Annotated in this window: 16 protein-coding genes and 1 pseudogene; 5 read left to right on the forward strand and 12 right to left on the reverse strand. The window is 53.2% G+C overall.

Features of this window, described 5'->3' with window-relative positions:
* Positions 1–2: 2 nt before the first annotated feature.
* From RAC90_RS12270 to RAC90_RS12295, 6 genes and pseudogenes are all read right to left on the reverse strand, one after another.
* Positions 3–1,550 carry a methyl-accepting chemotaxis protein gene (locus RAC90_RS12270; RefSeq protein ID WP_375124380.1) on the reverse strand — a complete coding sequence of 516 codons (1,548 nt, stop codon included), beginning with the start codon at positions 1,548–1,550 and terminating at the stop codon, positions 3–5.
* Between the two features lie 585 nt (positions 1,551–2,135).
* Positions 2,136–3,404, reverse strand: coding sequence for a four-carbon acid sugar kinase family protein (locus RAC90_RS12275; protein ID WP_054634488.1), 1,269 nt, complete (start codon positions 3,402–3,404; stop codon positions 2,136–2,138).
* A pseudogene (locus RAC90_RS12280) lies at positions 3,401–3,971 on the reverse strand (2-keto-3-deoxygluconate permease). Before RAC90_RS12280 ends, RAC90_RS12275 begins: the two are co-directional and overlap by 4 nt.
* 150 nt (positions 3,972–4,121) lie before the next feature.
* Entirely contained in the window at positions 4,122–4,484 is a 363-nt protein-coding gene (gene yacL, locus RAC90_RS12285; RefSeq protein WP_006117708.1) for a protein YacL, read from the reverse strand.
* A 159-nt stretch (positions 4,485–4,643) separates the two neighbouring features.
* Positions 4,644–7,241: a bifunctional aconitate hydratase 2/2-methylisocitrate dehydratase gene (gene acnB / locus RAC90_RS12290; RefSeq protein ID WP_072021701.1), complete on the reverse strand. Its 2,598-nt coding sequence runs from the start codon at positions 7,239–7,241 to the stop codon at positions 4,644–4,646.
* 245 nt (positions 7,242–7,486) lie between these two features.
* Positions 7,487–8,485, reverse strand: a complete 999-nt coding sequence (locus RAC90_RS12295; RefSeq protein WP_375124381.1) for an aldo/keto reductase — start codon at positions 8,483–8,485, stop codon at positions 7,487–7,489.
* A 97-nt stretch (positions 8,486–8,582) separates the two neighbouring features.
* Between RAC90_RS12295 and RAC90_RS12300 the strand changes: the two genes are divergently transcribed.
* Positions 8,583–9,503 (forward strand): LysR family transcriptional regulator, encoded by a 921-nt coding sequence (locus tag RAC90_RS12300; RefSeq protein ID WP_058702052.1) that lies wholly within the window; start codon positions 8,583–8,585, stop codon positions 9,501–9,503.
* Positions 9,504–10,122: 619 nt separating this feature from the next.
* Here the strand turns inward: RAC90_RS12300 and lpdA are convergent.
* From lpdA to pdhR, 4 genes are all read right to left on the reverse strand, one after another.
* Complete coding sequence (gene lpdA, locus RAC90_RS12305; RefSeq protein ID WP_028724707.1) at positions 10,123–11,547, reverse strand: dihydrolipoyl dehydrogenase; 1,425 nt, start codon at positions 11,545–11,547, stop codon at positions 10,123–10,125.
* A 282-nt stretch (positions 11,548–11,829) separates the two neighbouring features.
* Entirely contained in the window at positions 11,830–13,725 is a 1,896-nt protein-coding gene (gene aceF, locus RAC90_RS12310) for a pyruvate dehydrogenase complex dihydrolipoyllysine-residue acetyltransferase (RefSeq protein ID WP_033740275.1), read from the reverse strand.
* Positions 13,726–13,739: 14 nt separating this feature from the next.
* Positions 13,740–16,406, reverse strand: a complete 2,667-nt coding sequence (gene aceE / locus RAC90_RS12315; protein WP_033740274.1) for a pyruvate dehydrogenase (acetyl-transferring), homodimeric type — start codon at positions 16,404–16,406, stop codon at positions 13,740–13,742.
* Between the two features lie 102 nt (positions 16,407–16,508).
* Positions 16,509–17,273: a pyruvate dehydrogenase complex transcriptional repressor PdhR gene (gene pdhR, locus RAC90_RS12320; RefSeq protein ID WP_033740273.1), complete on the reverse strand. Its 765-nt coding sequence runs from the start codon at positions 17,271–17,273 to the stop codon at positions 16,509–16,511.
* Positions 17,274–17,784: 511 nt separating this feature from the next.
* On the opposite strand from pdhR, the gene aroP reads away from it, so the two are divergent.
* The 3 genes from aroP (at position 17,785) to RAC90_RS12335 (ending at position 21,667) form a co-directional block, all read left to right on the forward strand.
* On the forward strand, positions 17,785–19,140 hold the full coding sequence (aroP, locus tag RAC90_RS12325; protein WP_039338716.1) for an aromatic amino acid transporter AroP: 1,356 nt from the start codon (positions 17,785–17,787) through the stop codon (positions 19,138–19,140).
* Between the two features lie 176 nt (positions 19,141–19,316).
* Complete coding sequence (locus RAC90_RS12330; protein ID WP_375124382.1) at positions 19,317–20,711, forward strand: glycoside-pentoside-hexuronide (GPH):cation symporter; 1,395 nt, start codon at positions 19,317–19,319, stop codon at positions 20,709–20,711.
* A complete protein-coding gene (locus RAC90_RS12335; RefSeq protein ID WP_375124383.1) occupies positions 20,708–21,667 on the forward strand; it encodes a family 43 glycosylhydrolase in 960 nt (319 codons plus the stop codon). Before RAC90_RS12330 ends, RAC90_RS12335 begins: the two co-directional genes overlap by 4 nt.
* On the opposite strand, the gene ampE is transcribed toward RAC90_RS12335, so the two are convergent.
* Together ampE and ampD are read right to left on the reverse strand one after the other, a co-directional pair.
* Entirely contained in the window at positions 21,649–22,503 is an 855-nt protein-coding gene (gene ampE, locus RAC90_RS12340) for a beta-lactamase regulator AmpE (protein WP_172913143.1), read from the reverse strand. The genes RAC90_RS12335 and ampE overlap by 19 nt on opposite strands.
* Positions 22,504–22,505: 2 nt before the next feature.
* Positions 22,506–23,060: a 1,6-anhydro-N-acetylmuramyl-L-alanine amidase AmpD gene (gene ampD, locus RAC90_RS12345; RefSeq protein WP_006117696.1), complete on the reverse strand. Its 555-nt coding sequence runs from the start codon at positions 23,058–23,060 to the stop codon at positions 22,506–22,508.
* Between the two features lie 200 nt (positions 23,061–23,260).
* On the opposite strand from ampD, the gene nadC reads away from it, so the two are divergent.
* Entirely contained in the window at positions 23,261–24,157 is an 897-nt protein-coding gene (nadC, locus tag RAC90_RS12350; RefSeq protein ID WP_033740266.1) for a carboxylating nicotinate-nucleotide diphosphorylase, read from the forward strand.
* Positions 24,158–24,268 lie beyond the last annotated feature (111 nt).

Below are 24,268 nucleotides of genomic sequence, written 5' to 3' on the forward strand. Positions count from 1 at the left end.
CATCAGACCTGGAACGCCGCGGTTAACATGCGCAGACTGCGCGCCTGTTCAGTTAAGGATTGCGATGCCGAAGCCGACTGCTCCACCAGCGCGGCATTGCTTTGTGTGACGCTGTCCATCTGCGTAACGGCAATGCTGACCTGCGAAACGCCCTGCATTTGTTCCACTGATGCCAGCGCCAGACCATCCATATACTGTGCCAGTGACGCGACTTCACTTGCCGCTTTAAGAATACTCTGGGCGGTATGATCGGCCGCCTGTACACCTTTCGCCACACCGGTGACCGCTTCTTCAATCAGGTGACCGATTTCACGCGACGATGATGCGCTGCGCTGTGCCAGCGTACGGACTTCCGTTGCGACAACGGCAAAGCCACGACCGTGCTCACCCGCTCTTGCCGCTTCTACCGCCGCATTCAGCGCCAGAATGTTGGTCTGAAAAGCGATACTTTGAATAACCGCGGTAATCTCTTTCACTTTCGCCGCGCTCACCGAAATGCTGTGCATCGTATGGCTCATGTCATTGACGGCTTTTTCGCTGGCGCGCGTCAGTGATTCCGTCTCCCGGGCCGAAGACGCTGTAGATTCAGCGACAGAGGTGTTATTGCGAACCGTCGCAGTAATTTGTTCCATGCTTGCCGCCGTCTGTTGCAATGCCGCAGCCTGCTCTTCCGTACGGGAGGACAGCTCGGTATTGCCCTGCGCAATTTCACTGGCCGCCAGTTCAACCGATGCCGCAGAATCTTTGATCTGGGTCACCAGGTTCCGCAAATGATTTTGCATATTCGCCAGGGCCGTCAGCAGCTTTCCGGTTTCATCCTGACGGTTTACGGTAATCACAGAGGTCAGATCGCCCCGGGCAATGGTATCGGCCGTGTGCACCGCGACAGCCAGAGGACGAGAAATACTGCGGGAAATCAGCAGGCCCAGAACCAGGGAAATTCCCGCTGACAGTAGCAGTCCGGCCACCAGGATCACGCGCGTTTTGGTCCGCTCGCTAGTCAATTCATCTTCACGCGATTTGAGTAACGATTTCTCCGTGACAATCATGGATTCAATCACGTTACGCATCGCATCCATTTGCACTTTACCTTCATCAGTCGCAAAGATGTCTAAAAAGTGTTGCTGGTCGAGATTCCCCTGATTCAGACGCTCACGCGCCGCCATTACGTTACGGGCATAGCTCTCCAGCCAGTTCTTCTGTTTGCTTTCCAGATCAACTAAGCGTTGCTGCTGTACCGGATTGTCCTGCGTCAGCTGATGTGTACTTGCGGTGTAGTCGCTAAAGGCCTGTTTACCCTGATTAAAGGGTGCCAGCATTTGTGTCTGACCGCTAAGTGCATAACCCCGAAGGCCGGTTTCCATATTCAGCAGACTCTCGGTCACCTTATTCAGGCCTTCAACCACCTGATAGGTATGAACGTTAAGTTTGCTGGCCTGCGTGACGCGATTAAAACCCATATAAAACAGACTGCATACCACAATCATGACAAGCGTCATGGCACCAAACGCCATATAAAGGCGGGTTCTGATAGATGTATTGCTGAGCATAATATCTCCGCGAGTGGAAAGAGAATAATTAAATTCCATTAATTCACGAGAATAATGGCAAGGCACATTAATAAATCAGGCATATAAATTTAATGAAAAGCCTGACCACTCAACCGATCGGTGAGTGACGTAGAAGTGAACGCATCAATGTTAAGTTGATTATTAGCGCTCTCGCTGAAATTTCCACTGCGTTACAATTTAAATTAGCGTTAGCGGAAATAACGCGAAAACACGGAGGAGGATAATCTCTGTTATCGCCCTGTTTTCACGGTACCCGCCGCCATAAAAAACTGAAAAATCAAAAAGATTAAGCATTCAAAAAGGACAGTGAAGCCTGTTTCGTTTTACCGAACAGTAAATTTGACTTAAGCGAGCAGTTGCATTCAGGTAAGGAAATGTAACAGCACCATTGGGAGTACAGCATTACACATCGAACAGGGATCGTAAGGATTTATTATATTTTAATAATGGAGAATATCGCGCCCTTTATTAAACAGGGCACAGCTATTCTCATCATTCCGCCAAATTTCCCCTGACTTATCCTGTCGAAACGCAATTCTGGCCTGCACATCTGCAGGCTCAGGTTTACGCATTCAGATACAGCTCCTCAATATAATGCAGCGCATCACAGAGCGTATCATCCGTCCCGAATCCCCCTGCTTTAGTGATAACGGGCAAATCATCGATGTCACTGTTTACGAAGGTGCCACAGGGGATACAGGGCGCCACTTCACCGTGGATACGGTAACCTTCTGCACCGAGAGCATTCGCCACCGCGATCGCGATGTCGCCGCCCGTCAGGAACAGCCCACCCGTACGGGCACGATCCAGGATCGCTAAGGTGATATCCCCCATTCGCCGACTCAGCGTTTCGCCCAACGCCTCGCGACTCAATGCATATTTTCCGGTCAGCGCTGCAATCTGGTTACGGTCGTCCCCGTGGCTGCTGGTCTGCAGAACACAGTGCCTGTTCTGTGCAAGGATCTGGCACGCCTGCTCTACGATCTCTTTTTGCTCTTTCTCAGGAGCAAGCAGGGTTTCAACCGCGATTCTGAGCACGTCAACCCGCCCCAGACGTTGCGCCTGGGCTACCTGACGCCGGGTCATTTCACTCATCGAGCCCGCCACCACCAGAACCGGAAGCGGTTGATCGCTGTCCATATAGCTGTCGGTCGGAAGCGCGTTGGCCAGTCCCGCCGCCCCAACCAGCAAAGGGCGCGCAGCCATTGAGAAAGCAGCCCGGGCAATCAGGGCCAGATCGTTATCGCTTTCTGCATCAATAATGACGATGCTGGCGGGCTGTTGGCGCAGGTTTTCAAGCCGGTCTGCGAGGTCGCCACGCCTGACGTCGTCCAGCGTCATCTCCCTGACAGGCAGATCGGTCTGTAAGCCGATCAGCGTGCGGATACGCGAGGAGATAATCGGTGTGCGCGGATCGCTGGCAAACTCGGTTTCCAGCAACGGGCGCTGGTGAACCCAGCATTCACCATTGCGCGTCATGCGCCCCGCAGACGGAATGGCTGCGGCGACAATCGCCAGCGTGGTTCCGCTGGCGGCCATAGCCGCAGCAATCTCTGCGCCGGGATTGCCACGAAAGGTAGAGTCGATTTTTTTATAGATCAGCACGCTGTTTTGCCCAGGGCGCACCCAGGGAGACAGCGCCTGTTTCACCGCAACCGCCGCCTGCTCAGCGCTGAGTGCCCGGCTGTCTGTGTTAATCACCAGCACATCAGCGCGACGTGAGGGCTTTTGCTGTGACGTCAGCATCACTTCCGTACGTGCCCCTTTTTTAGCCAGTTGCACGCCCGTATCATTCGCACCAGTAAAGTCGTCGGCAATAACGATCATTTTCATCGTGATTTTTCCGTAGATGAAGCGACAGCCCGTCGCTGATTACCTTTTGCCACCCAGGAAGGTCAGCATCGGCGTTAAAAGGGCGGTGACAATCACCGATGTCGCGATCAGCGGCGTTGCCGCGGCGACCACACAAGACAGGCCCGGATCGGCCTGCGCCAGCGCAGCCGGCGTGACGGCAATTGTCCTGGCGGCGGCACCTGCCAGGACCGTATGAAGACCGCCGTTGCTGTTCTCCATCGCCGCAATGACCGCAACGGATGACAATCCCCACCGGCCTTCAGGGCCAGACAACGTATCGACAGACAGACCCAGCGCGACAGCAGCAAGACACTTCGTCACGGTGATACCGCCGCCCGTAACCCGCGCCTGGGGCAGCGCTTTAACCGATCTCATGCATAACAATAAAACACCGATAAGCACAGGCACGTCCTCTTTAAACGGTGCCGTCGTATAGCCCCCTGTTCCTGAGGCGTCGGGAGCCAGCGTGTTAGCGGCGGCCCCCAGCACCAACGGGGTAATCATCATTCCGCCAGGCACTTTTTCGATTGTTTCCTTAATCTTCATACCACCACCTTGATGATTAATTATAATCACTATGATGATATTAAATCACAAAAATAAAATATTCGGCGGGAATCTCAGATTAAAACGCTGATAATTGAGCATTATCAATCAATAAAGGAGGTAAATGGCGATCGGTGTGCAGTCTTCCAATCATTTTCCCGACATAAATCGCCGCCAGGCGGCAATCACGGCCAGGAAATCTTCCTTACCGCAGAAGCACAGGCTTTCTTCATCGTAGTAATTCATGCCCTCTTCCATCTCATCGCCTTCGAAATTCAATGTATTCGCGCGGACAATGACCTCTTCATCATCCATCCAGAGCGTATATTCGCGCCCGATGCGCTGCCACTGGCGCTCACTGCCTGTAAGTTTTTGGGCTTCGGCTTCAACCTCATCCAGCACGCTGGCGTCATGCCCGACTTCTTCATTAAACCAGTGGCCTAATGCTTCATGGCCCATCGACATGCGCACTTTTACCTTGCCCGTGATGTCGCGTAAAAATTCATACTCCATGATCTTATCTCTTTGTCAGTTACTCGCGCTGTTATACCGCTATTTTTATTGCCGTGCACCTGCTTAGCGCACCTATCCAGATTCCCTGGACGCCCCTTTTCAGGCATAAAAAAAGAGGAGCGCCGGGGCGCTCCTCTCAAACAGAACGATCGTCACCTGTCAGACGGCAGTCTGGAAAATCACGCCGTCTGCTTTTTCCGTGTACTGACTCAACTGGTCAAAGTTGAGATAGCGATAGGTGTCAGTGGCTGTTTTATCAACCTGTGCCATGAACTGCTGATACTCATCTGGCGTAGGCAGTTTACCTAACAGCGATGAGACGGCAGCCAGCTCCGCAGAGGCCAGATAGACATTAGCCCCTGTACCCAGACGGTTCGGGAAGTTACGGGTTGACGTCGAGACCACCGTTGCGCCGTCAGCCACACGTGCCTGGTTACCCATGCACAGTGAACAGCCCGGGATCTCAATACGCGCACCGCTCTTACCAAATACGCTGTAGTAACCTTCTTCTGTCAGCTGAGCCGCGTCCATTTTGGTCGGTGGTGCAACCCACAGACGGGTTGGTAACTGGCCTTTATGGCTGTCCAGCAACTTACCTGCCGCACGGAAGTGACCGATATTGGTCATGCACGAGCCGATAAAGACTTCATCAATCTTCTCGCCCTGCACATCAGACAGCAGACGCGCATCGTCCGGATCGTTTGGCGCACACAGAATCGGCTCTTTGATCTCAGCCAGATCGATGTCAATCACCGCGGCATATTCCGCATCGGCGTCGGCTTCAAGCAACTGTGGATCCGCCAGCCATTTCTCCATGCCTTCGATACGGCGCTCCAGCGTACGACGATCGCCGTAGCCTTCAGAGATCATCCATTTCAAGAGGACAATGTTAGAGGTCAGGTACTCTTTGATCGGCGCCTGATCCAGCTTAATGGTACAGCCTGCAGCAGAACGTTCTGCAGACGCATCGGTCAGTTCGAACGCCTGCTCAACTTTCAGATCGGGCAGACCTTCAATTTCAAGGATGCGGCCAGAGAAGATGTTCTTCTTGCCTTTCTTCTCGACGGTCAGCAGGCCCTGCTTAATGGCATACAGCGGAATGGCGTGCACCAGATCGCGCAGCGTAATGCCAGGCTGCATTTTACCTTTGAAACGTACCAGCACCGATTCCGGCATATCGAGCGGCATAACGCCCGTTGCCGCAGCAAAGGCGACCAGGCCCGAGCCTGCCGGGAACGAAATCCCGATAGGGAAACGCGTATGAGAATCGCCACCTGTTCCGACGGTATCCGGCAGCAACATACGGTTCAGCCAGGAGTGAATAACCCCGTCACCCGGACGCAGAGAAACCCCGCCGCGGTTCATGATGAAGTCAGGTAACGTATGGTGCGTGTTCACATCCACCGGCTTAGGATAAGCCGCCGTGTGACAGAACGACTGCATGACCAGGTCAGCCGAAAAGCCCAGGCAGGCCAGGTCTTTCAGTTCGTCTCGGGTCATTGGACCGGTAGTATCCTGTGAGCCCACAGAGGTCATCTTAGGTTCGCAGTACGCACCGGGACGGATGCCGTCAACACCACAGGCACGGCCCACCATTTTCTGTGCCAGCGAGTAGCCACGTGTGCTTTCAGCCACGTCTTTCGCGATACGGAACACGGTGCTGGCAGGCAGCCCCAGCGATTCGCGCGCTTTGGTCGTCAGGCCACGGCCAATGATCAGGGGAATACGACCACCAGCACGGACTTCATCGATCAGGACGTCGGTTTTCAGTTCAAAACTGGCCAGCAGGTCGCCGGTTTCGTGGTTGCGGACTTCACCTTTGAAGGGGTAGATATCAATGACATCGCCCATATTCAGGTTGTTCACATCCACTTCAATCGGCAGCGCGCCTGCATCTTCCATGGTGTTGAAGAAGATAGGGGCAATCTTGCCACCCAGCACAACGCCACCGCCTTTTTTGTTTGGCACGTTCGGAATGTCATCGCCCATAAACCACAGCACCGAGTTGGTCGCCGATTTACGTGATGAACCGGTGCCTACAACGTCACCGACGTAGGCCAGCGGGAAACCTTTGGCCTGCAGCGCTTCAATTTGTTTGATCGGTCCGATGTTGCCTGGCTCATCTGGCTCAATGCCTTCGCGGGCATTTTTCAGCATTGCCAGCGCATGCAGAGGGATATCAGGACGTGACCAGGCATCCGGTGCCGGAGACAGATCGTCTGTATTGGTTTCGCCAGTGACTTTGAAAACCGTTACGGTAATTTTTTCAGCCAGCTCTGGACGCGACAGATACCATTCGGCATCCGCCCATGACTGCATCACCTGTTTCGCATGTGCGTTGCCTGCTTTGGCTTTTTCTTCAACGTCGTAAAAGCTGTCAAACATCAGCAACGTGTGGGAAAGCGCTTTTGCCGCAATCGGCGCGAGTTTCGCATCATCTAATGCTTCAATCAGAGGATGGATGTTGTAACCGCCCTGCATGGTACCGAGCAGTTCAACGGCTTTTTCAGGAGATACCAGAGGAGAGGTTGTTTCGCCTTTGGCGACAGCAGCCAGGAAACCTGCTTTAACATACGCCGCTTCATCGACGCCGGGTGGTACGCGGTTGACCAACAAATCGGTCAAAAATTCTTCTTCACCCGCAGGTGGATTTTTTAGCAGTTCAACCAGCGCGGCCATCTGGGAAGCATCTAATGGCTTAGGTACGATCCCTTGGGCAGCACGCTCGGCAACGTGCTTACGGTATTCTTCTAGCACGACGTTCTCCTCGCTCTCATTGTATGGGTTTCCGGTGCACCCTGATGACAACGCATTCCATGAGTAGGGTAAGGTGCCCGGTTCCGCGTGGGGCAGCATAGCAGGATTTCAACAGCTTGTTAATCTGTTTACAAAAAAGCAACATTGCGGTTTTCTGCAGCAGAATGCGCTACCTGAACAGAGATAAACGAAAAAAACGCAGGGCTTAATGCCCTGCCGGTTAACCCAGTCATTTCGCTGTTTGCTTAACGATCGATCATGCCATATTCTGCATCCGCATAGCGTTCACCCCGGACGTTTTGCGGCGCAAAGAGCCTGTCCAGCGTGTCACTGTCCGCCCCTGTCAGGACGACATTCGCTGCGGCACAGTTTTCTTCCAGATGATGGACCTTGCTCGCTCCCGGAATCGGCACAATATCTTCCCCCTTCGCCATGACCCATGCCAGCGCCAGTTGTGCCGCAGTAATACCATAACTGTGTGCCATCTCAGTGAGCTGCGCGACTAACTTTTGGTTATGTTCCTGTGCCTGCTCCTGAAAACGGGGCAAACTGCGGCGGAAGTCATGCGGATCCAGCGCGTCCACGGATGTCAGTTTGCCCGTCAGGAAGCCCCGGCCCAACGGACTGTAAGGCACAAAACCGACATTCAGTTCACGACAGGTCGCCAGAATGTCCTGCTCGGGATCGCGGGTCCAGAGTGAGTATTCGCTTTGTAAGGCAGAGACGGGATGGACGGCACAGGCGCGCCGCAGCGTAGCAGATGAGACTTCAGACAACCCAATATAGCGGGCTTTTCCCTCTTTAATCAGATCCGCCATCGTGCCAATCACGTCTTCAATCGGTACGCTCGGATCAAAACGGTGCTGGTAAAGCAGATCGATATGATCGGTTCCCAAACGGATTAACGATCCTTCGACTGCGCGGCGAATATGCTGAGGCTGGCTGTTAACGCCCGTCATCTTTTCCCAACCCTGACCTTCGCCAGTAATCGCAAAACCAAATTTTGTGGCCACCGTGATATTGTCGCGGCGGCCTTTAAGGGCTTTAGCGATGAGCACCTCGTTGGTAAAGGGACCGTAGATTTCGGCGGTATCCAGAAAGTTGATGCCCAGTTCAAACGCACGCGACAGCGTATTTAATGCCTGCTGCTCATCATGATTGCCATAGGCGAAGGTCATGCCCATACAGCCGAGTCCCAGTGCTGAAACGCGTAATCCCTGATTACCCAATTGACGTTGTTGCATGATGTTTTCCTCTTTTTTGCGGTGTTATTGTTATAATCCTCATTAATACCAACAACAATTGCGCTATTCTTGCCCAGCCAGTGAGGAAAATTCATCAATGACACTTTCGCGGGCCACCCTGCAGGAGCTAGAAATGTTCAGCGCGATTGCGCATCACCGGAGCTTCCGCAAAGCCGCACAGGCACGTAACGTAACGCCGTCTGCGCTGAGCCACGCCATGCGTCATTTTGAGCAACGGCTAGGGGTGAGATTGCTCAACCGCACGACGCGCAGTGTCTCACTGACCGAGGCAGGACAACATTTCCTGCAGCGCATTCAGCCTGCCTTACTTGATTTATCGCAGGCCGTGGATGAACTTAACGACTGGCGAGCCCGGCCTCACGGTACGCTGAAACTCAATATGCCCCGCTCTGCAGAAGCGCTGTTTTTTGACAGCCTGATCCTGCCCTTTCTCCAGCGCTATCCTGACATTACGCTGGAAATTGACAGTAACGATGCGCTGGTGGATATCCTTGAAGCCGGTTTTGATGCAGGTATTCGCTACGGCGATGTGCTGGCGCAGGATATGATCGCCCTGCCCTTTGGCCCGGCAATGCGTACACTGGTTGTCGCAAGCCCGGCGTTTATTGAACGTCATGGTGCCCCGCAAACACCGGACGATCTGCTGCAGTTTCCCTGCATTGAGCGGCGTTTCCCGAGCGGGCAACGCTATCGCTGGGAATTCATGCACGCAGGGAAAAAGCGGGAAGTCGCCGTCAGTGGCTCTCTGGTGCTGGATAACAACGAACGAATATTGCAGGCCGCCCTTGCGGGAGCAGGGATTGCTTTTCTGCAGGAGGCCGTGGTCAGTGCCAGTCTGCGAAGTGGCTCACTCGTTGAGCTGTTAAGTCACTATACGGAGAATGCCGATGGCTTCTGGCTCTACTATCCTGGCAGGCGTTATGTCTCTGCACCATTACGTCATTTTATTGACTGGTTACGTGTTAATAATAACGAAGTGATCAACCATCAAAATTAACAGCAACATAAGAACCGAGAAATAATTATTTTAAAATAGTCATGAAGAAATCAGCATAAATAACATTTAAAATATAAAAGACAGAAATTTTTATTAATTAGCATTATGAAAAAATAAAAAATCAGGGGACAGTAAAATAATAAATGCGTAGACTGCGGTTGGGCGCCTGAAGCTTTCTGCTTTGGGTAAAAACCTGAGGTGGAAAGAGGAAGGAACCGCTCACATTAATCAGTCAACTAATGCGAGCGGAGGTCACTACCCTAACACCCAAACACTGTCAGGGTAGCCCCTCGCTCAATGAAAATCAAGAGAGGTGCCACCATGAAGTCGAAATACGGTTTACTTGTTATTAGCGGATTAATTCTCTTAGGATTGAGTTTATCAAACCGAGGTTCATTATGTGAGCTTCGCCTCAGAATAATGAGTGCTGAACTTTCGGCTGTCTTGAATTACGAAACCAGGCAGTAAAACTTCGTTAGTGGCGGAGTTTACTCCGCCCTACATGCCAGTGTAAATGTGTTAGCGCAGGCGCCCTTTCCTTTATTGATTTTCTTATTCGATAATAATCAGCATAAAAAAACGGCCCCATAAGGGGCCGCTATGACTGTTGTCCTGAGACTTATTTCTTCTTCGCTTTCGCGTTAGGCAGATCGGTGATGCTGCCTTCAAAGATTTCAGCCGCCAGTCCTACGGATTCATGCAGGGTTGGGTGCGCATGAATGGTCAGCGCAATATCTTCTGCGTCACAGCCCATTTCAATGGCCAGACCGATTTCACCCAGCAGTTCACCGCCGTTCGTTCCGACAATGGCACCACCGATAACACGATGGGTCTCTTTGTCGAAAATCAGTTTGGTGATGCCATCTGCACAGTCAGAAGCGATCGCACGGCCTGATGCCGCCCACGGGAACGTGGCGGTTTCATAGCTGATGCCTTTCTCTTTCGCTTCTTTCTCAGTCAGACCGACCCAGGCAACTTCTGGCTCAGTATAGGCAATGGAAGGAATCACTTTCGGATCGAAGTAGTGTTTCAGACCTGAAATGACTTCTGCCGCCACATGGCCTTCATGCACGCCTTTGTGTGCCAGCATTGGCTGGCCTACAATGTCGCCGATCGCATAAATGTGTGGCACATTGGTGCGCATCTGCTTGTCAACGCGGATGAAGCCGCGATCGTCAACTTCGACACCGGCTTTGTCAGCATCCAGGCCTTTACCGTTCGGTACACGACCAATCGCAACCAGAACCGCATCATAACGCTGAGCTTCGCCCGGCGCTTTTTTGCCTTCCATCGAAACATAGATACCGTCGTCCTTGGCTTCTACGGCGGTCACCTTGGTTTCCAGCATCAGGTTAAATTTCTTGCTGATACGTTTGGTAAAGACTTTAACCACGTCTTTATCGGCCGCCGGGATCACCTGGTCAAACATCTCGACCACGTCGATCTCTGAACCCAGCGCATGGTAAACGGTAGCCATTTCCAGACCGATGATTCCGCCACCCATAACCAGCAGACGCTTAGGCACTTCTTTCAGTTCCAGCGCGTCAGTGGAATCCCATACACGAGGATCTTCATGAGGAATGAACGGCAGTTCGATAGGACGTGAACCTGCAGCGATAATGGCGTTATCGAAGTTAATAGTGGTTGCGCCACCTTCACCTTCGACCACCAGCGTATTGGCACCGGTAAATTTGCCCAGGCCATTAACCACTTTCACTTTACGCCCTTTCGCCATGCCAGACAGGCCGCCGGTCAGTTGGTTAATCACCTTCTCTTTCCAGCTACGGATTTTGTTGATATCCGTTTGCGGCTGACCAAACACAATGCCGTGTTCTTCGAGCGCTTTCGCTTCTTCAATCACTTTAGCAACGTGCAGCAGCGCTTTAGACGGGATACAGCCTACGTTAAGACAGACACCACCGAGGGTGCTGTAGCGCTCAACCAGTACGGTTTCCAGACCTAAGTCAGCGCAACGAAAAGCTGCAGAGTAACCTGCAGGACCTGCCCCAAGTACCACGACCTGAGTTTTAATCTCTGTACTCATCATGACCTCTTATTGGATTTCCGGCGGGTCAGACGCTGAGCCTATCCCATTAGGCTAGTTAACTGGCCATATTGCGTCTGCTGCTGCAAACATTCCCCTATCGGATTTGCCTGCCGTGACTCAATCTGACTGCGCCAATTATGCCTAATGGAATAGGCTCATAATGTCCTTATTCCACCGGGACATGTTCACCGCAAGAGTTTACAGAATTGTTAATAAACTGCCAACAGCGGTGCCCTGAATGTTACAAAAAGGCCGGCATTTGCCGGCCTTTTGCGCTTTTTACATAACCAGACGACGAATGTCTGACAGCATATTGCCAATAATAGTAATGAAACGTGCACCATCCGCACCGTCGATAACACGGTGATCGAAGGACAGAGAGATCGGCATCATCAGACGTGGTGCAAACTCTTTACCGTTCCATACAGGCTCCATTGCGGATTTGGACACGCCAAGGATGGCCACTTCCGGCGCGTTAACAATCGGCGCAAAGTGCGTGGTGCCCAGGCCGCCCAGGCTGGAGATGGTGAAACAACCGCCCTGCATATCGCCTGCGGTCAGTTTGCCATCGCGCGCCTTTTTAGAGACCGCCATCAGCTCACGAGACAGCTCGGTGATGCCCTTCTTGTTCACGTCTTTAAAGACCGGAACGACCAGACCATTTGGCGTATCGACCGCCACGCCGATGTTGATGTATTTTTTCAACGTCAGCTTCTGCGCGTCTTCAGACAGGGAGCTGTTGAAACGTGGCATCTGCTCAAGCGCTGCAGCGACAGCTTTCATGATGAAAACCACTGGCGTGTATTTCACGTCCAGTTTGCGCTTCTCGGCTTCGGCGTTCTGCTGCTTACGGAAAGCTTCCAGATCGGTAATATCGGTTTTATCAAAGTGGGTTACGTGTGGGATCATCACCCAGTTACGGCTCAGGTTGGCACCCGAGATTTTCTGGATACGGCCCAGTTCCACTTCTTCAACTTCACCGAACTTACTGAAGTCAACTTTCGGCCATGGCAGCATGCCCGGCAATCCGCCACCGCTGGCTGCGGCTGGCGCAGCCTCTGCGCGTTTCACTGCATCTTTCACGTAAGCCTGAACGTCTTCTTTCAGGATACGGCCTTTGCGTCCTGTGCCTTTCACCTTCGCCAGGTTAACGCCAAATTCACGCGCCAGGCGACGAATCACCGGCGTGGCGTGCACATAGGCTTCATTCTCAGCAAACTCGCCTTTGCTGTCTGCTTTTGGTGCAGGGGCAGCGGCAGGCTTAGATTCCGCCGCCGCAGGTGCAGGGGCCGACTCTTTCTTAGCCGCCGGTGCCGCGGCAGGGGCAGCGCCTTCCACTTCAAACACCATGATCAGCGAACCGGTGCTGACTTTATCGCCCGTCGCGACTTTCAGTTCTTTGACGGTGCCCGCGAACGGTGCCGGAACTTCCATCGACGCCTTATCGCCTTCCACTACAATCAGTGACTGCTCAGCCTCGACTTTATCGCCGACCTTCACCAGCACTTCGGTGACTTCAACTTCGTCGCCGCCGATGTCAGGTACGTTAACGTCTTTTGCCCCTGCGGCCGCAGCTGGTGCCGTCGCAGCCTCTTCTTTCACTTCTGGCTTCGCATCAGCAGCTGGTGCAGCACCCTCTGTTTCAAAGACCATGATGTGAGAGCCGGTATTCACTTTATCGCCGGTGGCGATTTTAATCGCTTTCACCACGCCCGCGAACGGTGCCGGGACTTCCATTGAGGCTTTGTCGCCTTCAACGACGATCAGCGATTGTTCAGCTTCAACTTTGTCGCCCACTTTCACCAGAATTTCGGTGACTTCGACTTCGTCACCACCGATATCTGGTACGTTAACGTCTTTGCTGGCGCTGGCAGACGCAGCGGCGGCAGGGGCGGCCTCAGCTTTTTTCTCTTGAGCTGGCGCCGGTGCCGCTTCAGCAGCACCTTCTGCGTCAAACATCATGATCAGCGAGCCGGTTTCCACTTTGTCACCGGTTGCGATTTTGATCTCTTTTACTACGCCGGCCTGCGGCGAAGGCACTTCCATAGAGGCTTTATCGCCTTCTACAGTGATCAGCGACTGCTCGGCTTCCACCTTATCGCCAACCTTGACCAGAATTTCGGTGACTTCAACTTCGTCTGACCCGATATCCGGTACCTTGATTTCAATAGCCATTACTCTGTTACCTCTTAAGCCAGACGCGGGTTAACTTTATCGGCATCGATCTTGAATTTCACGATCGCATCCGCCACGACTTTCTTATCGATTTCGCCACGTTTAGCCAGTTCACCCAGCGCGGCTACCACAACGTATGCTGCATCCACTTCAAAGTGGTGACGCAGATTTTCACGGCTGTCAGAGCGGCCAAAGCCGTCGGTGCCCAGCACACGGTAATCGCTTGAAGGCACGTAGCTGCGAACCTGCTCAGCAAACAGCTTCATGTAGTCGGTTGATGCGACAGCGGGTGCTTCGTTCATCACCTGAGCGATGTAAGGCACACGCGGCGCTTCTGTCGGATGCAGCATGTTCCAGCGCTCACAATCCTGACCATCGCGGGCCAGTTCGGTGAACGAGGTGACGCTGTAAACGTCCGAACCGATGCCGTAATCAGCCGACAGGATCTGCGCGGCTTCACGCACATGGCGCAGGATAGAACCTGAACCCAACAGCTGAACTTTACCTTTGCTACCGTCTACGGTTTCCAGCTTGTAGATACCTTTACGGATACCTTCTTCGGCACCTTTCGGCATCGCTGGCATGTGGTAGTTTTCGTTCAGCGTAGTGATGTAGTAATAAATGTTTTCCTGCGCTTCACCGTACATGCGTACCAGACCGTCGTGCATGATGACAGCCACTTCGTAGGCATACGCTGGATCGTAGGAGATACAGTTTGGAATGGTCAGTGACTGAATATGGCTGTGACCATCTTCATGCTGCAGACCTTCACCATTTAGCGTAGTACGGCCTGAGGTACCGCCGACCAGGAAGCCGCGCGCCTGCTGGTCACCCGCCAGCCACATCAAATCACCAATGCGCTGGAAGCCAAACATCGAATAATAGATGTAGAACGGAATCATCGGCAGGTTGTTAGTGCTGTATGAGGTCGCCGCCGCCAGCCAGGACGATCCTGCGCCCAGCTCGTTGATCCCTTCCTGCAGAATCTGACCTTTCTCGTCTTCTTTATAGTAAGCCACCTGCTCGCGGTCCTGCGGCGTGTACTGCTGACCGTTCGGGCTGTAGATACCAATCTGACGGAACAGGCCTTCCATACCAAAGGTACGGGCTTCATCGGCAAGAATCGGTACCAGACGATCTTTAATCGACTTATTCTTCAGCATCACATTCAGCGCACGCACAAACGCGATGGTGGTAGAGATCTCTTTGTTCTGCTCTTCCAGCAGCGCACTGAACTCTTCCAGAGCCGGCATTTCCAGCTTTTCCGTGAAGTTAGGCTGACGTGAAGGCAGGTAACCGCCTAACTTCTCGCGCTGACCATGCAGGTAGTTGTACTCTTCGGAGCCTTTCTCAAAGGTGATGTAAGGCAGCGACTCAATTTTGTCGTCTTCGACCGGCACGTTGAAACGATCACGGATATAGCGTACGCCATCCATGTTCATCTTCTTCACCTGGTGCGCGATGTTCTTGCCTTCTGCGGTGTCACCCATACCGTAACCTTTGATGGTATGAGCCAGAATCAGAACCGGCTTGCCTTTGGTGTCCTGCGCTTTTTTCAGTGCCGCGTAAATTTTCTTCGGATCGTGACCACCACGGTTCAGTGACCAAATCTCATCGTCTGACCAGTCTTTCACCAGCGCAGCGGTTTCCGGATATTTACCGAAGAAGTGCTCACGCACGTAGGCACCATCACGCGATTTAAACGTCTGGTAGTCGCCGTCGACGGTTTCATTCATCAGCTGGATCAGTTTACCGCTGGTGTCATTGCGCAGCAGTTCATCCCAACGACCGCCCCAGATAACCTTGATCACTTCCCAGCCAGCACCGGCAAAAATGCCTTCCAGCTCGTTGATGATCTTACCGTTACCGGTGACCGGTCCATCCAGACGCTGCAGGTTACAGTTGATGATAAAGACCAGGTTATCCAGTTTTTCACGGGTCGCGATAGTGATCGCACCTTTGGATTCTGGTTCATCCATCTCGCCGTCGCCCAGGAACGCGTAAACGGTCTGGCCAGAGGTGTCTTTCAGACCACGGTGTTCCAGGTACTTCAGGAACTTAGCCTGATAGATAGCATTGAGTGGGCCCAGGCCCATTGAAACGGTCGGGAACTGCCAGAACTCCGGCATCAGTTTTGGATGCGGATAAGAAGACAGGCCTTTGCCATCGACTTCCTGACGGAAGTTATTCATCTGCTCTTCGGTCAGACGGCCTTCCAGGAAAGCACGCGCATAGATACCCGGAGAAATGTGGCCCTGGAAGTACACCAGATCGCCGCCATCTTTCTCACTGCGCGCGCGGAAGAAGTGGTTAAAACACACTTCATAGATAGTGGCAGAAGACTGGAAGGAGGACATGTGGCCGCCAAGCTCCAGATCTTTCTTCGATGCGCGCAACACCGACATGATGGCATTCCAGCGGATAGCGGATCGGATACGACGTTCAAGTGAGGTGTTGCCCGGATATTCCGGTTCATCTTCAACGGCAATAGAGTTGATATAGTTACTGATAGCGGCAGCACCGCCAGCAACTTTCACACCGCCTTTACGGGCTGCACTCAGCACCTGATCAATCAGATACTGTGCACGTTCAACACCTTCTTCACGGATGACCGATTCGATCGCCTGTAGCCAGTCACGAGTTTCAATCGGATCCACGTCATTGTGTAAACGTTCTGACATGGGGGTATTCCTTATCTGTGTCTAATACGTTGAAAAATCGGGAGCCTGTTAACGTCAGGGAGACAGGCTCGTCGCACATGTCCGCACGATCTTTGCCGCGCGTTATTCCTTACGTTGCTGTAAACGACGTAGGGAGCGTTCTCGACGGCTCTGCTCCCGACTTCTGTCCAGCAAGATTTCCTCAATGAACGCCAGGTGACGGTGTGATGCCTCGCGTGCTTGTTCTGGCTCACGAGCCACAATCGCCTCAAAAATTCTGGCGCGGTGACCGCTCACTTTCGCCAGCATTTCCCGGCGAGAGTAGAGCAATTCAAAATTCTGTCGGACATTCTGTTCCAGCATAGGGCCCATTGATCGTAGCAAATGCAAAAGCACGACATTATGGGCCGCTTCTGTGACAGCGATCTGATACTTCATCACTGCGTCTGCTTCAGCGTCGAGATCGCCGCTGTCCTGCGCCTGTTGGATATGAAGATGACAGTCGCGAATACGCTGCAAATCTTCTTCTGTGCCACGCAGTGCCGCATAGTAAGCCGCAATGCCTTCTAAAGCGTGGCGCGTTTCCAGCAGATCAAACTGAGATTCCGGATGTTCGGCGAGTAGCTCTACGAGTGGATCGCTCATGCTCTGCCAGAGATGTTTTTGTACGAATGTTCCGCCGCCCTGACGGCGTAGTAACAATCCTTTCGCTTCTAATCGCTGGATTGCCTCACGGAGAGACGGACGTGAAACATCGAATTGTTTGGCGAGTTCGCGCTCGGGGAGCAACTTCTCTCCCGGCTGCAGCGTCCCTTCCATAATGAGGGATTCCAGTTGCTGCTCAATCGCATCGGAGAGTTTGGGTTGACGAATCTTGCTATAAGCCATCTTCCCTTCTTAAAGTATGCCGGTCAAACAAAGTAAATTGGTAATACCAATTCAAAAAAGGTGCCCGTAAAGTAACAAAGTATTCACCTTGTGTCTATACGGCATCTGTGACACTTCAGTGAAGGAATGCGGGATGCGCGCGTTAAATCCAGAGATAAAAGTGGAGAATCAGGCCATACCTGGACGTTAATTTTTTTAACCTTTACCAAAAATTACACAGCATGTATGACTAAACCGATTTAGCCATCAGCGCCTGGTCAGCGCGGTTTGCTGCCGTTTTTCTCATCGGGGGTTAATAAGACGGCAGACCGTTTGATTCTTTTTAAGCCAACTCGTACCGGGGCTGGCGAAAGCAGGTGCAAAGCCCTGCGCTTATCACTATTCTGTTGGTCAGGTTACAGCTGGCGGCATTACGCAAGTCTGACACCTTAAAAACATCAGTCTTAAGTGTATTTAATTCTTTACAGTCAGCACATTCTGAAGCGAAGAATAACAACATCATGAGGTGTGTATGGAACAACAGCACGGTGAATCGCTGAAGCGCGGTTTAAAAAATCGCCATATACAGTTGATCGCCTTGGGCGGTGCAGTGGGAACCGGCCTGTTTCTGGGCAGCGCGTCGGTCATCAAATCCGCAGGTCCCGCCGTTATTTTAGGCTATGCGATTGCCGGGTTTATCGCCTTTCTTATCATGCGTCAGTTGGGTGAAATGGTGGTCGAGGAGCCCGTTGCCGGGAGCTTCAGCCACTTTGCCTATAAATACTGGGGAAATTTTGCCGGTTTCGCCTCTGGCTGGAACTACTGGGTGCTGTATGTGCTGGTCGCCATGGCGGAGCTGAGTGCCGTCGGTAAATACATTCAGTTCTGGGCGCCCGATTTTCCCACCTGGGCATCAGCCGCTATCTTCTTCGTGCTGATTAATGCCATTAACCTGACGAACGTTAAAGTGTTTGGTGAAATGGAGTTCTGGTTTGCCATTATTAAAGTTATCGCGGTGATTGCGATGATCCTGTTTGGCGGCTGGTTACTGTTCAGTGGTACCGGTGGGCCGCAGGCAACCGTGCGTAACCTGTGGGAACACGGCGGCTTTATGCCGAATGGCCTCGGTGGGCTGGTGATGGTTATGGCGATTATCATGTTCTCCTTTGGCGGTCTGGAACTGGTCGGGATTACGGCGGCAGAAGCGGACAATCCTGAAACCACGATTCCAAAAGCCACCAACCAGGTGCTGTGGCGGATCCTGATTTTCTATATCGGCTCGCTGGCAGTGCTGCTGTCATTAATGCCGTGGACGCGCGTGACTGAAGATACCAGCCCCTTTGTGTTTATCTTCCACGAACTGGGCGATGCCATGGTTGCCAATGCACTGAACGTGGTGATCCTCACCGCCGCACTGTCGGTCTATAACAGCTGCGTTTACTGTAACAGCCGCATGTTGTTTGGTCTGGCACAGCAGGGGAATGCGCCAAAAGCGCTGCTGAACGTGGACCGCCGCGGTGTGCCCGTGATGAGTATTCTGGTGTCAGCCGTCGCCACCGCGCTGTGCGTGCTGCTGAACTTCCTGATGCCGGGTGAGGCGTTTGGTCTGCTGATGTCGCTGGTCGTGTCTGCGCTGGTCATCAACTGGGCGATGATTAGCCTGGCGCACCTGAAATTCCGTAAAAAGAAAAACCAGCAGGGCGTTACCACCCGTTTCAAAGCGGTACTGTACCCTCTGGGTAACTGGGTTTGCCTGATCTTCCTGGCTGGCATCCTGGTCCTGATGGCGATGACGCCAGGCATGGCCATTTCCGTATGGCTCATTCCTGTCTGGCTGATCATCCTGGCTATTGGCTATTTCATCAAGAATAAGACGCAAAAAGCCTGACGGCATTGCCAGCCCGCCGACAGAAAGCGGCGGGCTGGCAGTCGGTAAACCCGACCCTGCTCACACTTCTCCCTGCACGGCTGTTTTGTCCATCATCCCAACAATTTCGTGCCGCGTCGCCTGTGGATTAAACATTAATAATCCTTTTATGTTTAATTCCTCTGCAGGTTACAACAATGACAGATAACCCCCTCTCATTCAGAGAAAAGCTGGGCTATGGCATGGGTGATGCGGGGTGCAACATGATCGGTGGCGCTGTCATGCTGTTCCTCAGCTATTTCTATACCGACGTTTTTGGCTTAGCACCGGCCTTAGTGGGCGTGCTGTTACTCTCGGTGCGCATTCTGGATGCCATCACCGACCCGATAATGGGCGCGATAGCTGACCGTACCAAAAGCCGCTGGGGACGTTTCCGTCCCTGGTTACTGTGGGTGTCAGTGCCCTACGTTATATTCAGTGTACTGATGTTTACCACGCCAGACTGGAGCTATCCCAGCAAGGTCATCTGGGCCTTTACCACCTACTTTTTCATGTCCCTGGCCTATACCGCCATTAATATCCCCTACTGCTCGCTGGGTGGCGTCATGACTAACGATCCCGGTGAGCGTGTCTCCTGCCAGTCGTACCGGTTTGTCATGGTCGGCATTGCCACCCTGATTCTGTCACTGTCGTTGCTGCCGATGGCGGAATGGTTTGGCGGTGAGAACAAGGCGCGGGGTTATCAGATGGCGATGGCTGTGCTGGCCCTGGTGGGACTGGCAATGTTTCTGTTCTGCTTCGCCACCGTGCGGGAACGAATTCAGCCTGCCGTCCCTACTCATGATGAGCTGAAAAACGATTTGCGTGATGTGTGGAAGAACGATCAGTGGGTGCGCATCTTGCTGTTGACACTTTGCAATGTCTGCCCGGGTTTTATTCGTATGGCAGCAACCCTGTATTACGTGACCTGGGTCATGGGACAAACGGCGCACTTTGCCACGCTGTTTATCAGCCTGGGCGTGGTTGGCATGATGCTGGGTAGCACGCTGGCAAAAGTCCTCACCGACCGCTGGTGTAAGTTGAAAGTCTTTTTCTGGACCAATATCGCCCTTGCCCTGTTCTCCTGCGGTTTCTACTGGCTTGATCCCCACGCCACCGTGACAGTCGTTATCGCTTACTTTCTGCTTAATGTCCTTCATCAAATTCCCTCCCCTTTACACTGGTCTTTGATGGCGGATGTGGACGATTACGGTGAATGGAAAACCGGTAAGCGTATTACCGGCATCAGCTTTTCAGGCAATCTGTTCTTTCTCAAGGTCGGACTGGCCGTCGCGGGGGCGATGGTCGGTTTTCTGCTCTCGGCTTACGGTTATGATGCGGGTGCGAAACAGCAATCGGCTCACGCGCTCAACGGCATTGTCCTGCTGTTTACCGTTATCCCCGGGACTGGCTATTTGATTACCGCGGGCGTGGTGCGACTGATGAAAGTGGATCGCACATTAATGCAAACCATTCAACGCGATCTTGCCCTCCGCCAGATTCAGGCGCACGAAAAACACCCTACCGAGCTTCCGACCGGAGAGTTGAAATGAGCGAAAACTGGCCCAACCCCTTTATTGAACGGCGCGCCGATCCGTTTATCCTGCGCCACGGAGAACACTATTACTTTATTGCTTCCGTACCGGAATATGATCGTCTTGAGCTACGTCGTGCCAGCACGCTAACGGCCTTACGCACCGCGACACCGGTCGTGGTCTGGCGTAAACCCGATATTGGGCCGTTCAGTGAGCTGATCTGGGCACCGGAGTTGCATCGTATTGCAGAACACTGGGTTATCTATTTTGCCGCAGCGCCTTCGCGCGATATCAAAGATGGCTTGTTTCAGCACCGGATGTACGCGCTGGTGTGCAACGATGACGACCCGCTCAGTGGCCACTGGCAGCCCCCGCGCCAGGTGTTAAGTCATCTCAACAGTTTTGCGCTGGATGCCACCCACTTTGTTCACCAGGGGAAAAACTGGTACTTATGGGCGCAGAAAGATCCTGCAATTCCAGGGAATTCCAACCTCTATCTGGCTGAATTGCGTAATCCATGGACGCTCAAAGGCAAACCGGTGATGCTGAGCCGTCCGGAATATGAATGGGAGTGCGCGGGGTTTAGCGTCAACGAAGGCGCGGCAGCGATAGTGCATGGTGACTGGCTGTTTATTACCTATTCTGCCAGCGCAACGGATGAAAACTACTGCATGGGCCTGCTTTCCATTCCGCGTGATGCCGATCCGCTGAACGCGATGGCCTGGCAGAAATCAGCGCGTCCGGTCTTTGCAACCAGTTGGGAAAACCGCCAGTATGGACCGGGACACAGTTGTTTTACTCAGGATGAGGACGGGCGCGATCTGCTGGTCTATCACGCACGCAATTATACAGAAATTGAGGGCGATCCCCTTTGGGACGGTAATCGCCATACGCGTCTGAAATATTTTCACTGGCGTGAGGATGGCACACCCGACTTCGGGGTTCCCCCTGCCGACTACACCAACGTGCCGTAAATGGTCAGCAACGCCACAACCACCACCAGCACCAGCGAAATGCGCTTCGCCAGCGCCACGGCGACACGTGGCGTTGCGACCTTATCGCTGTGCGGATCGCGAGCCAGCGAAAACTGCGCCAGCGTGGTTAAAACCTGGTACTGCGAGTGGTGCCTGTCCGTCAGCGAGGCAAACCAGGCAGGCAAGGCTTTCTCACCGTGCCCCAGCAGCGCATAGGCAACGCCCGCCAGCCGCACCGGGAGCCAGTCAACCACATGCAGAATGCTGTCCACGCCAGACTGAGAGCGGGCCATGGGCGTGCAGTGTTTTGCCAGCCAGCTTTGCCAGGCGCGTAAAAACGCATACCCCACGAGTAACACCGGTCCCCAGGCACCGCCCACCACAAACCAAAACATCGGTGCCAGATAGAAACGGAAGTTAATCCAGATGAGCGCATTCTGAAGCTCACGAAGGAATTCGCGTTCGCTGCACTCAACAGGCACACCGTGGATCAGGGTTAACTCTGCCGCCATGGCCTGATGTGCCGCGGCGTCATCACGACTCGCCGCCTGCAAATACGTATGATAGTGCTGACGCACCACACCCGCTCCGATGCACAGTAACCCCACCACGATCCAGAACAGAAGCTGAGGAACACCAAACAAAATGCCTTTCAGGCTCCCGACCACCAGCGCGGTCAGGCCCATCGCGATAATCAGCATCAGCAGTGTGCGCATCACCGAAAAGTGCTGACGGCGACGAAACACAGGCTCCAGCCGGTGATCCAGTTGCCAGTGCTCCCCCAGCTTAAACAGCCGTTCCCAACCTAAAACCAGTAACAAGGTAAATAACGTCATAGTTACTCCAATTTTTGTTGCTGTAAACGCTGTTTAAAATCGTCCCAGTCAAACGCCGGGCCGGGATCGGTTTTCCGTCCCGGTGCAATATCACTGTGGCCGGTAATGCGCGCAGGCGTTAACGGATAATGGGCTAACAACGTCTGCGTGACCTGATGCAGAGCGGCGTATTGTGCCTCGGTATAAGGTTCAATATCCGTGCCCTCCAGTTCAATGCCAATTGAAAAGTCGTTGCAGTTTTCCCGCCCCTCAAACTGCGAGATGCCAGCGTGCCAGGCACGTTTATCAAAGGGAACATATTGCACGATTTCGCCATCACGTCGGATAAGGCAGTGCGCCGCAACGCGCAGATGAGCAATCTCAGCAAAGTAGGGATGCGCGTCGGCAGGCAGCGTGCCGGTGAACAGTTTATCAATCCACGGGCCGCCGAATTCGCCGGGCGGCAGGCTGATATTGTGAATGACCAGAAGGGATGGCGCTTCATTATGCGGCCGATCATTACAATGGGGGGACGGCACCTGTCGCACACCGGACAGCCAACCTTTTTCTACTTTCATGCTGGATTCTCTTCGCAGGACCGGTTTGAGAATAGCATGAATTTTAAGGGATTATTGCGTCAAAATGCGTTGCACTATCGGGCTGATAAACGCACATGTTAAGTATACTAAACAAAAAGTGACTAAGGACTGGTGCCTTCGCGCTATTCAGGCTATGGTAATCGCCTCTGTTACCTGACATTTACTGGAGCGGAACGCGTATGTCTGTGCGTCGCTATGATCCTGACAGTCGCCATCAGGCGCTGCTTGAACGTATTGAAAATGATATCCCCGAGGCCGTTGAACGCGCATTAAAGGAAGATCTCGGCGGTGAGACAGAGAGCGACCGCGACATTACCGCGCAGCTCCTGCCAGCCGACAGTCGGGCACATGCTCAGGTTATTACCCGTGAAGCCGGTGTTTTTTGTGGTAAACGCTGGGTCGAAGAGGTGTTTAACCAGTTAGGCGCGCACACCGCCCTGACATGGCATGTGGAAGATGGACAACATGTTATCCCGGATCAACCCCTGTTTGAGGTTGACGGGCCAGCCCGCCTGTTGCTGACGGCCGAACGCACCGCATTGAATTTTGTACAAACCTTGTCCGGCGTCGCCACGGAAGTCAGCCGCTATGTCGCGCTGCTGGAAGGCACACAGACACAGCTTCTGGATACACGCAAAACATTGCCAGGCCTGCGAACAGCGCTGAAATACGCCGTGCTGTGCGGTGGCGGCAGTAATCATCGCCTCGGCCTGTCCGATGCGTTTCTGATTAAAGAAAACCATATTATTGCCAGCGGCTCAATTCGTCAGGCCGTCGAAAAAGCCTTTTGGCTTTATCCGGATGTCCCTGTGGAAGTCGAAGTTGAATCGCTGAAAGAGCTGGAAGAGGCACTGGCTGCGGCGGCCGACATCATCATGCTGGACAATTTTTCCCTTCAGGCGATGCGCGAGGCGGTGAAGATCACGGCTGGTCGTGCGCTACTGGAGGTGTCAGGCAACGTCACCGAAACGACGATTCGGGACATCGCCGAGACCGGTGTGGATTATGTCTCTGTCGGCGCGCTGACCAAGCATGTGCGTGCTCTGGATCTGTCGATGCGCTTTCAGGCGCAATAATCTCTGTTGCCGTGCCGCCGGCACGGCCTGTTTTGTGCACCAGCATCCAGTGACGTAGTCCTGTTCCTGTAACCCACCAGATTTATTGCCTGCCCTTTTCCACTCTCCGGG

The sequence above is a fragment of the Pantoea sp. CS_6 genome, assembly GCF_041954745.1.
Lineage (GTDB): Bacteria > Pseudomonadota > Gammaproteobacteria > Enterobacterales > Enterobacteriaceae > Pantoea > Pantoea stewartii.

Bases quoted from the DNA above. Each gene is read 5' to 3' on its own strand.
- aceF (WP_033740275.1), bottom strand. From the start codon at position 13,725: ATGGCTATTGAAATCAAGGTACCGGATATCGGGTCAGACGAAGTTGAA.
- RAC90_RS12295 (WP_375124381.1), bottom strand. From the start codon at position 8,485: ATGCAACAACGTCAATTGGGTAATCAGGGATTACGCGTTTCAGCACTG.
- aroP (WP_039338716.1), top strand. From the start codon at position 17,785: ATGGAACAACAGCACGGTGAATCGCTGAAGCGCGGTTTAAAAAATCGC.
- RAC90_RS12335 (WP_375124383.1), top strand. From the start codon at position 20,708: ATGAGCGAAAACTGGCCCAACCCCTTTATTGAACGGCGCGCCGATCCG.
- RAC90_RS12270 (WP_375124380.1), bottom strand. From the start codon at position 1,550: ATGCTCAGCAATACATCTATCAGAACCCGCCTTTATATGGCGTTTGGT.
- RAC90_RS12330 (WP_375124382.1), top strand. From the start codon at position 19,317: ATGACAGATAACCCCCTCTCATTCAGAGAAAAGCTGGGCTATGGCATG.
- yacL (WP_006117708.1), bottom strand. From the start codon at position 4,484: ATGGAGTATGAATTTTTACGCGACATCACGGGCAAGGTAAAAGTGCGC.
- nadC (WP_033740266.1), top strand. From the start codon at position 23,261: ATGTCTGTGCGTCGCTATGATCCTGACAGTCGCCATCAGGCGCTGCTT.
- ampE (WP_172913143.1), bottom strand. From the start codon at position 22,503: ATGACGTTATTTACCTTGTTACTGGTTTTAGGTTGGGAACGGCTGTTT.
- RAC90_RS12300 (WP_058702052.1), top strand. From the start codon at position 8,583: ATGACACTTTCGCGGGCCACCCTGCAGGAGCTAGAAATGTTCAGCGCG.
- RAC90_RS12275 (WP_054634488.1), bottom strand. From the start codon at position 3,404: ATGAAAATGATCGTTATTGCCGACGACTTTACTGGTGCGAATGATACG.
- pdhR (WP_033740273.1), bottom strand. From the start codon at position 17,273: ATGGCTTATAGCAAGATTCGTCAACCCAAACTCTCCGATGCGATTGAG.
- ampD (WP_006117696.1), bottom strand. From the start codon at position 23,060: ATGAAAGTAGAAAAAGGTTGGCTGTCCGGTGTGCGACAGGTGCCGTCC.
- lpdA (WP_028724707.1), bottom strand. From the start codon at position 11,547: ATGAGTACAGAGATTAAAACTCAGGTCGTGGTACTTGGGGCAGGTCCT.
- aceE (WP_033740274.1), bottom strand. From the start codon at position 16,406: ATGTCAGAACGTTTACACAATGACGTGGATCCGATTGAAACTCGTGAC.